We start from the raw sequence: 14,926 nt of genomic DNA, 5'->3' as shown, positions 1-14,926 counted from the left end.
CTACGGAAACACTTACGCAAAATCCTGCCTTTTATTGTGTTGGGAAGAAAATTTAATATGTGAAGTGTGAGTAAGGGGGCATTTTGAGGGGTTATAAACAGGGGGTTAAACGCCCTGTTTGTAGCTAATAATGTTTACTGTTGTATCTCCGGAATGATAGTAAATTGGTTTAAATTGAAAAAGGCTGATCTGTTGATATAAATATCTACAGGTCAGCCTTTTATCTATTTTTAGTCTTATTTTGATTCTTTCAGTACCATATCAATGGTAATAGCGCCGGCTACGATGGCTATTTTGTTTACATCTTCCGGGCAATCTTTTTCAATGGTTACGCGGTATTTGTCGGCAGTCGTAAACGCTTCCTTCAGGATACCCGCCCATTTTTTAGTGATGGCGCCTAATGGCTTTTCATTGGAATCTACAATGCTGAAGTTCCAGGCTTTCCAGTCGCCTTTAATCTGCGCGATCGTTTCTCCATACTGGTTAGTAATGTGGAACAAAGGTTTCATCAGTTTAAACTTCTGATTGATACCGCCGATCTTTTCACCATTAGCATCCAGGATGTCGATTTTAGAGAACCAGAAAGTCCAGCCACGACGAATACTTGCTATAACAACGTCGTTCATGTCTTTAATATCCAGTGCAAAAGGAAATAATGCTTTACTAATGAACAGGCGCAGGATTTTATGCCATACCGGAACAATCTGCTGGATATTACCAATTTGTTGTCCCTGTTCGCCATACACTTTGTAAGCATTTGAAAATTTGAGGAGTCCTACTTTTTCATCGATAAAATAATCATCGCATTTAAAGAATTCAGGTAAGTTCGTTTGTCCCATATAATGGTTTAATAAAGTTGGTTACAGAATAGAATGGGGGCAAAGATATATAAAATTCACATATTATATATCCGGGCATAAAAAACGCCGTAAGCATATCATACTTACGGCGTTATAAAAGAATTTATGCTTTATTAATAACCCTGGTTCTGGTACATCTTAACAGGGTCCAGTTTATATTCATCTAAAGGAATCGGGAAGTAACGGTCTTTCTTATTAAAGTTAGTCAGCTTAGGAGTACCGAAGTCCAGCTGATTTTTTGCATGATAATAAGCGACCAGTTCATCTGTTGTAAAAAATCTGATCACATCGAACCAGTATTTCTGTTCAAAAGCCAGTTCTACTCTTCTTTCGTGCAGGATAGCTAATTTAAGAGTAGGGTATTTTGCAATGTAATCAGCATCTGTGACAGATACAGCGTAGGTAGGTAAACCTGCTCTTACACGCACCATATCCAGGTAGCTGATAGCGGTTGCGTTATCACCCAGGTACATATTTACTTCTGCCAGCATCAGGATTACATCTGCATAACGGATAACAGGACAATCATTACCACCATAACCTAATTTACTTGCAGCAGCAGTTGTATCACGGTATTTGGTAATGAACCAGTCTTTTACGTTAGTAGCATTGGCATACTTAATAGAAAATGCTTTACGGATATCTGATGTTTCGTATTCATTTACCAGATCATGTCTTACACTTCCACCAAGACCTGTCATCACCTTCAGAGAGTTGATCGTTTCTCCTGCTGCCTGATTGTTAGCGGCAATGGAAGAGGAATTGTTGATATCTCCCTGTTTGTATACCAGTGAGAAGATGGCTTCCGGATTGTTTGTTTTTTTCGATACGTCAAAAACATCCGCATAAGGAATATCTGTGAGTGCATTGAACGAACGCATGTTATAGCAGGCATCCAGATAAGTCTTTGCATTCGCCAGGTCCTCATTCTTATTAGCGCTGCTGATGGTAACAGCCCTCGTCAGGTATACCTGTCCGAGCAGCGCATTTGCAGCAGCTTTAGATACACGGCCCAGGTTAGCGCCTGTTTGAAAGTTAGGTAAAGGACTAGCCAGTACATCTTTCAGGTCTGCCACGATTTGTGCATACACGGCTGTATCTTTTGCACGGAAAGTATAAAGAGGCACTTCTGTAGAAGTTAATTGTTTTGTCACCAAAGGAACATCACCCCATTTACGTACCAGATGAAAATACATCAGGGCACGGAGGAACTTTGCTTCAGCAATGTAACCGGCTTTTGTATCCGCATTAGCAAAAGTCACATTGTCTATATTTGACAGTACAACATTTGCACGGGTAACAGACTGGTATAATGCAGTCCAGTGTGATTTCAGGTAAGAATTGCTTGGCAGGATAGAAAAATCACCAAACTGAAAAGGTTCTCCTGAATTGGATTGTACGTCAATACCACCGGTATTGCCTGCACGGTCTTCTGTAAATAAACCGCTGTTTTCACCGATACAGTTACCACTTCTTAATGACTGATATACTCCGTTTACAGCCAGTAATACATCCGACTCTGACTGATAATAATCATGTATGGTAGCTGAGTTGGGGTTTGTCTGATCCAGCAGGTCCTTGTTACAGGAAGAGAATACCACCGCAGCAGCAAACATCGATATTATGAATAATTTATTTTTCATTTCTGATACTTATTAGAATGAATTAAAAAGCAATTTTAGCACCTACGTTATAAGCACGTACCAATGGATACATACCGTAGTCTACACCCGGAGCTAAATTTGAATTGGTAGTACTGTTTACGTTGTAATCAACTTCAGGATTATACCCTTTATATTTTGTAATAGTAAAGGCATTATCTACACTGGCAAACAAAGTAGCTTTGCTGATACCCAGTTTATCCTGCAGGAAGCGGAATTTGAAGTTATATCCCAGCGTAGCATTTGTACATCTGAAGAAAGAAGCATCCTGTAAGTAGAAGGTAGATAAACGGGTGCTGTTACTTTGAGTACCAGCTCTTGAAGGGCGGTACACTCTTCCGTTACCAGGTTCTGACACAGAACGGAAATGTTGTGCAACATCCGCATACTGGTTACCGGAACCTTCCATATTGTATAAGTAGTAATCCTGTCCATCCAGTACCTGGTTGCCATAAGAACCATTAAAGGAAGAACTGAAATAAAACTCTTTATAAGTAGCAGACAGGTTAAAACCGTAAGTGAATTTAGGGTAAGGATTACCTATGATGTCTTTATCCGCATCGTTTACTATCCCTTCTCCTGTTTTATCGTAGAAATAAAGATCACCTGGATGCATTGGGTTGGATGAAGAGGCCGACGGAGCAACTTTATTATAATTATCCGCGGTAGCTATACCCAGTACTTTAAAGCCGTAGAACATACCCACTGGTTGTCCTTCCTGTGTAACGTGTGTTTTGTAAGAACGTTCTGCACCGGCAGTGTAAATAGTACTTGCACCACCCATATTCAGTACTTTATTTCTGTTTACAGAAATGTTACCGGAGAAGTTAAGGTGGAAATCTTTATGATCGATCACCCTTGTATCAATCTGTACATCTATACCCCTGTTACGTATTTTTGAATTACGCAGGTTAGTCAGCATGGAGTTAGATCCTGAGATAGCAGAAATAGGCTGATTAAATAACAGGTTGTAAGAATAACTCAGGTAATAGTTAGCGATCACTGTTACACGGCCATTGAATAATCCGATATCCAGGCCGGTATTATACTGAGAGGTAGATTCCCATCCCAGTTTCTCATCCTTGATATCACCTGCATAGGCAGTGTTGTATACGTTATTACCGAATACAACAGCAGAAGTTCCTGTAGCCATTACCTGTAAGGCATTGTAATCACCGATATTGTTATTACCGCTTAAGCCCCAGCTTGCACGTAATTTAAGGGTAGAATGCTGACCCAGCCAATCATGGTAGAAAGACTCGTTAGAGATATTCCATCCTGCGGCAACGGAAGGGAAAGTACCCCATTTATTCTTAGGACCAAAACGGGAAGAACCATCTGTACGGAAAGAGCCTGTCAGGAAATATCTGCTGTCATAAGCATAATTCACACGTGCCAGATAAGATATTAAAGTGGTAGTAGTTCTTACTGCATCTGTTAAACTAAAGAAAGCAGCATCCGCACCTTTTCCACTGATATCCTGAATACGGTCATTATCAAATCCGGTGGCTTTTACACCTACGATTTCATTGGTTGTTTTCTGGGCAGTATAACCAGCCAGTACATCTATTTTATGTTTATTAAACTGCTTGTTGTAGTTAAGGGTATATTCTCCCAGTTTATCCAGGTAAACAGTATTCTTTGCTTTTGCATTGGCAGCATTCTTAGCATCTACTGAATAAGGTGCACTTACACCAGCACTCAGACTGGTAGGATAGTAATAGTTATACTTCTCAGAATAGTTGGAGATACCCAGGTTGGCTTTGAAAGATAATGCCGGCAGAATCTGATAAACAGCATAGGCATTATAAGTACCTCTATTGCCATTCCTGGTAATATTAATTTCCTTAGCCAGCGCCAGTGGGTTTTCAAAACTGTTAAAACCATACGTGGCTGAGTATTTGGCTACTTCATTCTTAGCAATATTACCTTTCTCATCATATGCACGGAACGATGGTAACATCAGTAAGGCTGCCATGATAGGATTGTGGTCCCAACGGCCTTCTTCTGTTTCCCTGTTCTGATTATTGGTGTAAGAAATGTTCATTCCTACTTTCAGCTTTTCGTTTACTTTCCCATCGATGTTTGCACGCAGGTTTATTTTCTTTACACCTGTGTTCTGTATAATACCATCCTGGTTCTGGTAACCACCGCTGATATAATAACGTACATCATCTTTACCACCGGAGAACGACAGATTATGCCTTGCGAATACCGCATTTCTGTATAATTCGTCCTGCCAGTCTGTATTATATTTAGAATGGATGATTTTCTGAGATGCGAAATCATAAAAATCCGGATCTACCTGTACTGCGTTGGCGTTACCTACGTTTTTCACACGGGTAGCGTTATCATCAGAGTACATATTATCATTCCAGGGAAGGTTAGGATTGTTGGCATTCACGACAAAGTCGTGGTAAGTATTGTTACGGGCATCTACCATTAACTGGGAGAACTGATCTGCATTCAGCAATTTCACTTTCTTCGCTAACTGGTTGATCCCTGTCTGAAGACTATATTCAAACTTACCTTTGGTATTATTTTTACCGCGTTTAGTAGTAATCAGTACTACACCACCGGAAGCTCTGGAACCATAAATAGCAGCAGAAGCAGCATCTTTCAGGATATCTATTGATTCGATATCTTCCGGGTTAATGTAAATATCACTGTTATCCATAGGATAACCATCTACTACATATAACGGATTAGAGGAAGCGTTTATAGATCCTGTACCACGTACACGAATCCTGGTACTGGCATAAGGAGCCCCACTCACCTGAGCCACTACCACACCAGCTACTTTACCTACGAGTGCCTGTCCTACGGTAGGTGAAGACAGGTTCAATTCACTTGCTTTTACACTGGAAATAGCACCTGTTACATCACTCTTTCTTACAGACTGATAACCGATAGATACTACTTCTCTTAACTGGCTGTTCTGTACTTTCAGTTTTATGTTGATAGTTGATTCTCCTGTTACAGTAACTTCCTGCGGGGCATAACCAATAAAAGTGAACACCAGTACATCGCCGGCACTTACAACAATAGTGTATTTACCTGAACCATCAGTAGTAGTGTTCTTTTTGGTTGCTTTTTCATACACACTTACACCAGGTACCGGCTGATTCGTTTCATCTGTAACAACACCTGTTACAACTACCGGTACAGCTGCAGTAACTGTCGTTACAACAGCTACTTTCTTTTTAGCTACCTTCAGGAAGATGTGCTTATCATCTACCTGCTTAACAGAGCCTTCATAGTCTTCCAGCAGTTGTTCAAGAACCGCAGACAGGGAAGCCTTTTCAGCTTTATAATTTACCAGTTGGCGGGCATTTACAGCGCTTGTATTATAACCGATTGAAATGCCTGTTTTTTGTTCAATAAGTAGAAATACTTCTTTAAGCGGTAATTTTTTAACATCTAAACTAATACGTGTGTCCTTTACATTGATGATGATGTTCTGACCATTCATACTGTTGGCAAAACAAATCGCATGACAAAAGAAAAATACGGGGAGCAGGCGCAACTGCCGTGATATAGAGGTGAGCGCTTTACTTTTTATTCGCATGTTGCAGTATTAATTTTAATTTCATGATTATTAATGTGGTATGTGATACCTGATAACTGGGCGAGTAAAGACATTGCATGTTCAATAGATTCATTCTTTAATTGCAATGTGTAACGGCAGGTTCTTTTGGTGCTGCCTATTAATTTAATATTGATATTGTATTGTCTTTCCAGTATGTCTGCTATTTCGGGAATAGTGGCCTGATCGAAATAGTAGTTATTAGCCTGCCAGTCTGCTATTTCAGCGGCATTCGCTATTTTAATATGATGTTCCTTTGTGGTATAGGTAAGTACCTGGTTGTGTTCTATGCCGGCAGCCACTACTTCCTGTTCCTTTTCCACGCGTACCTTACCCGTTAATACAGCTACCTGTATAGCCTCATCGCCCGGATAGGCTTTGATATCAAAGGATGTTCCCAGTACCAGTGTTTTTAGTTCACCGGTGTGTACGATAAAAGGTTTTGTTTCATCACTCTTTACATCAAAGATCCCCTCTCCTTTTAAGAACAGTTCCCTGTTGGTTTTTCCAAAGTTGGACGGGATAGCTAATTCAGAGAGTGCGTTGAGCGTAACGATGGTACCATCCGGCAGGGTGAGTTTCTTACGTTTCCCTTTATCTACATCGATATGTGCATATGTTACCGGCACAGGTTTCTGTGGTCTGAAAAAGAACAGTAATCCTGTAATGATCACTACTAAGATGGCTGCAACACGCAGGAGAGGCATATATCTTATCCTCTTGCGGGGGAATAAGGTAGCCATTACATTGGCGGCTGCTTCATTGGCAGCGGCTGTAAATTCCGGATCATCTTCTGTTTCAAAAGAATAGAACCAGTCGTGTATGCGTGCAATTTCTTCCGGCGTGCATTGGCCGGACCGATACTTTTTTAAAAGCGCTAATATGGCAGCTTTGTCTGATGATGTCTGCATTCATCAGTAAAGTCTTTAAAACAGGCAGGTGGTACCATTAAGGAATTGTGAACACAATGTTAACGAAATGTAAACAAGCAGCCAGTTGTCTGTATTGAGGCGCAGACGTATTCTTTTAAGGGCAAGAGATATATAATTCTTTACGGTTTGTTCTGAAAGGCCATGTTCTTCGGCTACTTCACGAATGGATTTTGCTTCCCAGCGACTGGATATAAATACCTTACGCATGGTATCATTCATCTTTGCCACTTCTGTATCTACTTTCTCTCTTAGTTCCAATGAGATCAGCTGATTTTCTATTGGGAAGGTAGCAGGTTCGTCTTTTTCGAGTAAGATGGATTGACGCGCCAGCACCTTCTTATGCTGGATCTGCCAGTCTATGACCGCATAATAAGCCGCGCGGGTTAAATAAGAAATGATACGGTCTGAAGTTATAATATTCTGACGGTTCTTCCAGAAAGAGATAAAGACCTCCTGGAGGAGGTCTTTGGTATCATGTTCATCCCTGATACGGGCGTATATAAATTTATACAGGGTAATATTATACCTGTACACTAAAGTCTCAAATGCCTTTTCATCGTCCTTTTTTACCAGCGATAATAGCTCTGCATCATTCAGATTCTTCATTATAACACAAAAAGTTGGCGAATAGTATTGCTGTGCGAAAATATACAGCCAAAATTTAGCGTTGTGTTATGTTTGCGTTAAGCGTATTTTTATCAGCAGGGAAATGCGTCGTAGAAAGTATCTCCTCTTTCCATCGCAGCTATTTCATTTTCATCACAGAGGCAGTCATCCAGTTCTCTTATAATACTTTCTTTATTTAATCCTTTACCTATGATGACCAGTTCATTTTGTCTGTCGCCAAATTGTTTATCCCATTTTGCTTCAATTTCCTCTTTGTTATCCAGGAAGGAAGCATAACGGATCCTTTCTTTATAGGACATGCTGCACCACCATACACCTGCGCGTTCTGCTCTTAAGCTGCCACCTGCCTGGCTCCAGTTGAGGGCATCGTCTTTACGGGAAGCTAACCAGAACAGTCCTTTGCTGCGGATGATATTGGAATGCCAGTTATCATTGAGGTAATTCCAGAAACGTTCCGGGTGAAAAGGACGGCGACTGCGATACACAAAACTGCTGATACCATATTCTTCTGTTTCGGGTGTGTGATGTGTTTTGTTGAGTTCTTCTATCCATCCGGCACTCTGACTGGTTTCTTCAAAATCAAAGAGATTGGTGTTGAGAATATTTTTAAGTTCTACTTTACCGAAGGAAGATGTTACGATGTTGGCGCTGGCGTTTAGTTTTTTTATCACCGCCGTTAGTATGCCTACTTCTTCTGGGTTCATTAAATCGGTTTTATTAAGGATGATAACATTGGCAAATTCTATCTGGTCTGTGAGCAGGTTGACGATAGTCCTGTAATCACCTTCCATATCAGTCGCCTGTCTGTCCTGCAATGTTTCAATACTGCTGTAATCTTTTAAGAAATTAAAGCCATCTACTACAGTAACAAGTGTATCCAGTCGGGAAAGTTTACTCAGATCTGTTCCATTGGCCTCATCCTGATAAGTGAAAGTCTGTGCCACTGGTAAAGGTTCGCTGATGCCGGAGCTTTCTATCAACAGGTAATCAAACTTCTTTTCTTTGGCCAGTTTCTCTACTTCTATTAGCAGGTCTTCACGCAGGGTGCAGCAGATGCAGCCATTGCTCATCTCTACAAGGCGTTCTTCTGTTCTGTTGAGCGTGTTTTCATTTTTGATGAGTTGCGCATCGATGTTCACTTCACTCATGTCATTCACAATGACAGCCACTTTCATGCCTTCTTTGTTATGCAGGACATGATTGAGCAAAGTGGTCTTACCGGCACCGAGGAATCCACTCAATACCGTTACTGGTAAACGATTAGTTTGCATCATATGTTAAGATTAGCGGAGCAGGCCTTTTCCGGATTTGTGAGGAACAAATGTAGTATATTATTGCAACTTTGTTGCAATACTGAATAAATTTAAACTGCTATTTAATGTTTAGTGGTATTCTTTAACTTCCATAGGCACCTCAAAACACCCGTTATGAAAACCTCTTTACTGGTTGTAGCCTGTCTGTTATTGTTATCCTGCAGGAAAATTTCCTCTACTTATGTTATCTCCGTCCCTGATCCTTCTTCGGAGATTCCCAAGGCTGATATCAATAAGTTTGTACATGAGCAGTTAGTACAGCATAATTACTTCGACTGGAAAATGGCCGGGGATACAATGGTATGGAGTGCGTTAATACAGGCGGATAGTGTGTTGTCTATCGGTTATCAGCCGGAAGGGTTTGCGGACCTTCCTGCTAAAATCCATACGATAGATGTGAAGAGTGCTGTCTGGCAGGAAGCCCGTACAAAAGTACTGGCAATGGTGATGGCTAATGAAGGATCAGCAGCTATCGTTTTTAAAGAAGGGGTTTTACCGGTAATAAATTTAAAAATTAGTCATTTTGCCACTTTGAAGGCTTTACGGGGATCTTCTTTGATAAGATATGCCGAACCTATCGGTTACGGGGCTTATATGGACGATCTGGCAGTTTCTGACGTCCAGGCCTCTTCAGACATTTTAGCCTCAGGATGCGGCTATAATACGCCAAAAACAGACCTTGTAGCAGGGGCTGACTACACCACTTTATTACCGGGGGCTAAAGCATCCTGGAATTACGGGTATCATCATATCGCAGAAGCCTGGGCAAAAAGCAGCGGGCAGAATGTAAAGGTGATGCTCATTGATACGGGTATAAGCGACACACAGGAGAACCTGGGCCTGGCATTTAACCAGGGCTACTCTTCCGGCAGGACCATCCAAAAGCAGGTGACCATCTCGGGCGGTACTGTCAACGATCCCTGTGGACATGGTACCAGCATGGCGGGAGTGATTGCTGCTCCCCGCGGGACTGATGGCAACGCCATCGGGATTGCGTATAACAGTAACCTGCTGGCGGTGCATGCAGCGGATAATGTAGTCATTCTGTCCTCTGCGGCGATTAACGGCGTGACCAATGCGTATATACTAGGCGCAGATGACCCTGCAGTGAAGATCATCAGTATGAGCATGGGGACTATCTTCAGTTCAGGGCAGATAAAAGACGCACTGAATTATGCGTTTAACAAACAGAAACTGATGTTCTGTGCAGCCGGTACTTCCACTCCCTTCTTTGCCAGTTTTATAGGGGTGATCTTCCCCGCTAACCAACCACAGGTGGTAGCCATTACGGGGATTAAAGATAATCTTACGGAACGGTGTGCGGATTGTCATGTAGGAGATAAAGTAGATTTTGTGATTGTGATGGAGAAAACGAGTACCGGGCGTAGCCCGCTTAGTACAGCTATGAGCGGGGATATTCCTTCTACAGTAGGCGGGTCCTCTGTGGCCACTGCCAGCTGTTCTGCCATAGCAGCCCTGGTATGGAGTAAGTATCCCGCTTATTCCAGGGATAGCATTATGTCCAGACTTGTACGCAGCTCCAGCAACGCCTATAACAGGAGCAGTAAATTTGGCTGGGGTGTTATTAATGCGGATGCCGCGGTAGGTAGCTGATCTATCTTTTAAGCATCCGGTTATTTAATACTTTCATCAGCAGATCCTCTTTCTGATATTTAGATACGGGTACCTGAAACTGTGCTATATGCAGCACATTACCTTCAATAGAATCTATCTTGTTCATAGCTACGAGGTAGGATTTATGCGGCTGTACAAAATCAGCCACTGGTAATCTTTCCTGTATCATCTTTAATGTTAAGTGTGTAATGATCTTTCTGTCTTTTATATAAATAGCGATATAGTTTTCCATTGCCTCTATGAAAAGAATATCTGCTATGCTGATCTTTTCCAGTTTATTATCTGCCTTTACAAAGAAGTAATCTTCGGCAGGAGCTCCCTGCTGCTGCTGTTTGAAGTAATCATAAATCTTATTGGCAGATTTCAGGAACCTCTCAAAGGAAATAGGTTTTAAAAGATAATCCAGCACTTCTAATTCATACCCTTCCATCGCATATTTCTCATACGCCGTAGTGAAGATTACTTTTGGTGGGTTCGTCAGGTTTTTCAACAACTCTATACCAGACATATAGGGCATTTCTATATCCAGGAATAATACATCCGCCTCTTGTTGTTTTAACATGGAATTGAGTTCTATGGCATTTTCGCAAACGCCTGTCAGTTCCAGGAAATCAACTTTCTCTATATATCCCTGTAATCCCTTTCTTGCAAAAGGTTCATCATCTGTTACTATACATTTTATCTTCATGCTGTTTTGATTATTAGCTCTACTGTAAAATCTTTGTCCGTCTTATTAATATTGAAAGTATGTTTGTCCCGGTATAAAAGTTCCAGTCTTCTTCTCAGGTTCTCTAATCCTATCCCTCCTACCCTTTCCAAAGGTATACTATCAGGGATATCATTTTTTATCTGGAATACAATATGATCATCCTGTAATAACGTTTTGATACAGATCTTATAATCTCCCCCTACATATTTAAATGCATTTTCTACAAGTGGAAAGAATAATAAAGGATATACCTGCTGATCATTTAATAAGGAATCAAATTCTACTTTTAAAGATAGCTTTTCTGAGGCTCTTACCTTTTGCAGGCTGATGAAACTTTCCAGGTATTGAATTTCTCTTCTGACAGGGACAGTCTGTTCCTGATCGTATAACTGATAACGGAGCAGTTCGGAGAATCTTTCCACACTTCTCTTAGCGGCGGATACATCTTCATCCATCTGGAAATAGATAGTGTTTAAGGCATTGAAGATGAAATGAGGATGTAACTGTGATTTTAAGAACTTCAGTTCTGCCTGTAGCTGATCCGACACTACTTTTTCCAGTTGCAATCTATTATTTACATAGGCTTCCAGGAAAGTGTTGCTTCTGCTGATACCATAATAAATGAAGGCATAGAGTGTTGGTATTATGTTGACATCTACTACATCATACCATTGCGCCCCATCATCGGTAAAAATGGCTACCGGCATTATGAAAATATTCTGAAAAATAAATGAAGCAAGGAAAACATATCCAAATTCTTTTAAAACTCTTTTGTAGCTTAATTCCTTTTGCCATTTTGCATCGAAGTATTTGTAAAGGCAATGCTGTACCCCGATAAATACATATCCCATTAAAACAGAGACAAATATTTCGAAACAATTTTGCTGCCAGGGTCTGTGCCAGAACTTCATGCCGGTTACCGTATCCAGCAACAGGCGGATGGTAAAGTATATCAACAGACCGTATATCGTTGGGAAATAATATTTCCAGAATTTCTTCATTTTATTGATTTTGGTTTCATACCAAATAAAAACCGTGTAACAGCATATGGCCTTATAAAGATATGGAAGATCCCCATACTCAGTAAAAAGGTAACAATTACTGTAAAGATATATTTCATTCCGATAGTTTCCGTTGTCTGTACTACATAATAGGTAAGGATGACAATAACCGTCTGATGTAATATATAAAAAGGATAGACTGCCTGGTTCAGATAGTTTAATACCGGATGTTTTTTATTAAGGTATCTCTTTCCATATCCAATAGCAGTGAACACCCAGCCCCATGCACAAACCACTCTTAACGCCAGGAAGATATAGGTACGTGGATCTGTTTTCCAGTTTATTATTGTATCCCATGGCTGAATATCATTCCAGCGAATATAATTGATAACGATGATGCTGGTGAATGCGATCATTAAAGAAAACCGGCGGTTTCTTTCCAGGCTGTCCATCAAACTAATATTGGCTACACAGATGAATCCCACCAGCAGGAAGCATAACCAATATAGGAAATAACAGTAGTCCTGCACTAAGTTATTGGTTTCAGGGAATTGTATAGTCATGCTGCTGTAGATAATAATAGCGGGAATAGCCAGCAGGTAGATCCGTTTTCCTTCCGCCATCCATTGCAGTGGTTTGTTTTTTGCTTTGATGATCCAGACGAATAAAGGCGCAAAAATAATATCATAGATCAGTAGATAGAGGACGAACCAGAGATGATGCCAGCTCATGTTTCCTTTAGGATAAGCACCTGTAGTGAAGATGCTGGGATAGAAATGCCAGAAGTTGCCCCTGAAGCCCTGTGTTAAACGTTCCAGGTATACCTGTGGAGGAACGATGACCAGCATACCAAATACAAGCGGGATGAAGAGGCGGGTGAAACGTAGCCCTATAAATCCTTTGCCCGTCCTGTTCTGGAGCATATAATAACTAACCGTACCGGAGATGAAAAATAACAATGGCATACGGAACAGGTGCAGCCATGCGTTCATTTCCAATAATAGGTTACTTGTCTCTTTATTCCTGATGTGCCAGTCCATGTCTGTGGCGTAAGGCATAGCGGAGTGAAAGAATAATACCCCCAGGATAGCGAGAATACGGAGCCAGTCCAGGTATGATTGACGTTGCATCTTGTAAATTTTAACGTGAAATTATCCCTGAAGGGATATCCGCTAAAATAACTTTGACGTATGGACAGGTTTTTGGGATGAAAGAACAACAGTACGCCTGAAATGGCTATTAAACGGAACAGGTATCGCCAGGAAGCTGTATGCATATAAAAGAATTTAGCACGAAACTATCATTGGATAATTTCGTGCTAAAATTTCTTTGACGAATAGACGGATTAAGGTTACATGAAGCCTTAAGCGCCAAATATCTCTTTCAGTTTCCTATTCATGGCCTCATCGTCTTCACCACCACCGCCATAACGTCCAATGATCATTCCCTGGGGATCGATCAGTATTTTGGTAGGAAGAGAATGAATCCCATAATAATCGCTTGTATCTTCCGGATTGGGCTGGTTCTGTCTTCTCTTATCCCAATCCAGTCCGCGAAGTACATGCCTCCAGATGCCAATACCATCCTGTGCTACCGCTTTTTTCCAGGCCGCAGGATTACTGTCATCATCAGATACGCCCACAATTTCAAATCCTTTCTCCTTGTATTTGGAATATAATTCCTTCAGGTGAGGATTACCTTTACGGCAAGGGCCACACCAGCTTGCCCAGAAATCCAGCATTACATACCTGCCTTTCAGACTGTCCAGATTCAATGTTTGTCCGTTGATATCTGTTTTACTAAAAACGTGCGCAACACTACCGGGAGAACCGGCAAGCAGTGCTTCCATCTCTTTCTTCAATTCTTTTCCATTAGTGCTTTGCTGCATTTCAGGAGACATCTTTACATAATAAGCTTCCGCTTCTTTATAAGTGAGGTTACTGATTTTGTAACGAAGCATCTGTGCTGTCACATAGGAATTGGGATACTGGTCCATGAATACCGAATCTTTCTTCCCCATTTCTTCCTGGTATGGTTCCATATCATCCCTCAGCTTCTCTAATTTTGCTTTGAGGGGTGCCAGTTCTTCTTCCGATTTCTTAGCCTTCATGCCTTTCCTGTATTCCTCGTTAAGATCCTCATATGCTTTGTATATTGGTTCCAGCTTTTTCATAACGGGAGCCCTGGCTTCATCCAGGACATATTGTTCATCCTGCACTTTGGAACCAGTCAGTTTTGCATCCTTCAAATGACCGGTCTTAGATGTTATCTGCATACTACCAGGTTCCATAAAGAAAGAAACCATATCACCTTCTCCATACATACGTGCCCTGATATCAAAAGTCAGGCTACTTTGTGAAGGCTCCTGCAATGCTCCTTTGAAAGTAAAGTTTCCGTTTTTAGTTATTACACTATCTGTATGATATTTTTCTGCACTTTCCGGATAGCTAAGATAAATATAGCGGTCCTTCAACCCTTTGATATTGCCTGTTAATGTGAACGGCTTTTTATCCTGTGCCCCTGCATGTAGTTGCAATAGTACAAGAGGAATAGCAAAAATGTACATTTTCATGATGATACTTTTATTGGTGTTTGATGTGAA

At 41.0% G+C, this 14,926-nt stretch carries 11 protein-coding genes; 1 reads left to right on the top strand and 10 read right to left on the bottom strand.

From position 1 onward, the window contains the following. Positions 1–236 precede the first annotated feature (236 nt). The 6 genes from BMW86_RS25555 to BMW86_RS25530 all read right to left on the bottom strand — a co-directional run bounded on the left by BMW86_RS25555 (position 237) and on the right by BMW86_RS25530 (position 8,940). The gene (locus BMW86_RS25555; RefSeq protein WP_089785355.1) at positions 237–839 is read right to left on the bottom strand and encodes an LURP-one-related family protein; all 603 of its coding nucleotides are present in this window, start codon (positions 837–839) and stop codon (positions 237–239) included. 134 nt (positions 840–973) lie between these two features. Beyond that, entirely contained in the window at positions 974–2,503 is a 1,530-nt protein-coding gene (locus BMW86_RS25550) for a RagB/SusD family nutrient uptake outer membrane protein (protein WP_089785353.1), read from the bottom strand. Positions 2,504–2,525: 22 nt separating this feature from the next. Next, positions 2,526–6,089 carry a SusC/RagA family TonB-linked outer membrane protein gene (locus BMW86_RS25545; RefSeq protein ID WP_089785351.1) on the bottom strand — a complete coding sequence of 1,188 codons (3,564 nt, stop codon included), beginning with the start codon at positions 6,087–6,089 and terminating at the stop codon, positions 2,526–2,528. After that, entirely contained in the window at positions 6,080–7,018 is a 939-nt protein-coding gene (locus BMW86_RS25540; RefSeq protein ID WP_089785349.1) for a FecR family protein, read from the bottom strand. Before BMW86_RS25540 ends, BMW86_RS25545 begins: the two co-directional genes overlap by 10 nt. A gap of 15 nt (positions 7,019–7,033) precedes the next feature. Next, positions 7,034–7,645 (bottom strand): RNA polymerase sigma factor, encoded by a 612-nt coding sequence (locus BMW86_RS25535; protein ID WP_089785347.1) that lies wholly within the window; start codon positions 7,643–7,645, stop codon positions 7,034–7,036. Between the two features lie 92 nt (positions 7,646–7,737). Beyond that, positions 7,738–8,940 carry a GTP-binding protein gene (locus BMW86_RS25530; protein ID WP_255373006.1) on the bottom strand — a complete coding sequence of 401 codons (1,203 nt, stop codon included), beginning with the start codon at positions 8,938–8,940 and terminating at the stop codon, positions 7,738–7,740. A gap of 153 nt (positions 8,941–9,093) precedes the next feature. Between BMW86_RS25530 and BMW86_RS25525 the strand changes: the two genes are divergently transcribed. Next, positions 9,094–10,593 carry a S8 family peptidase gene (locus BMW86_RS25525; RefSeq protein ID WP_089785344.1) on the top strand — a complete coding sequence of 500 codons (1,500 nt, stop codon included), beginning with the start codon at positions 9,094–9,096 and terminating at the stop codon, positions 10,591–10,593. Between the two features lies 1 nt (position 10,594). Here the strand turns inward: BMW86_RS25525 and BMW86_RS25520 are convergent, their stop codons facing one another. The 4 genes from BMW86_RS25520 to BMW86_RS25505 all read right to left on the bottom strand — a co-directional run bounded on the left by BMW86_RS25520 (position 10,595) and on the right by BMW86_RS25505 (position 14,896). Beyond that, entirely contained in the window at positions 10,595–11,302 is a 708-nt protein-coding gene (locus BMW86_RS25520; RefSeq protein ID WP_089785342.1) for a LytR/AlgR family response regulator transcription factor, read from the bottom strand. After that, positions 11,299–12,324 carry a sensor histidine kinase gene (locus tag BMW86_RS25515; protein WP_089785339.1) on the bottom strand — a complete coding sequence of 342 codons (1,026 nt, stop codon included), beginning with the start codon at positions 12,322–12,324 and terminating at the stop codon, positions 11,299–11,301. Before BMW86_RS25515 ends, BMW86_RS25520 begins: the two co-directional genes overlap by 4 nt. Beyond that, positions 12,321–13,454: an acyltransferase family protein gene (locus tag BMW86_RS25510; RefSeq protein ID WP_089785337.1), complete on the bottom strand. Its 1,134-nt coding sequence runs from the start codon at positions 13,452–13,454 to the stop codon at positions 12,321–12,323. The genes BMW86_RS25515 and BMW86_RS25510 overlap by 4 nt, the downstream gene beginning before the upstream one ends. 233 nt (positions 13,455–13,687) lie before the next feature. Further along, positions 13,688–14,896, bottom strand: a complete 1,209-nt coding sequence (locus BMW86_RS25505) for a TlpA disulfide reductase family protein (RefSeq protein WP_218149217.1) — start codon at positions 14,894–14,896, stop codon at positions 13,688–13,690. Positions 14,897–14,926 lie beyond the last annotated feature (30 nt).

Origin of the sequence: Chitinophaga sp. YR573 (assembly GCF_900110995.1) — a bacterium.
Classification (GTDB): Bacteria; Bacteroidota; Bacteroidia; order Chitinophagales; family Chitinophagaceae; genus Chitinophaga.
Note: the sequence above shows the minus strand (reverse complement) of the source record. Positions and strands in the feature narration are given on the sequence as shown.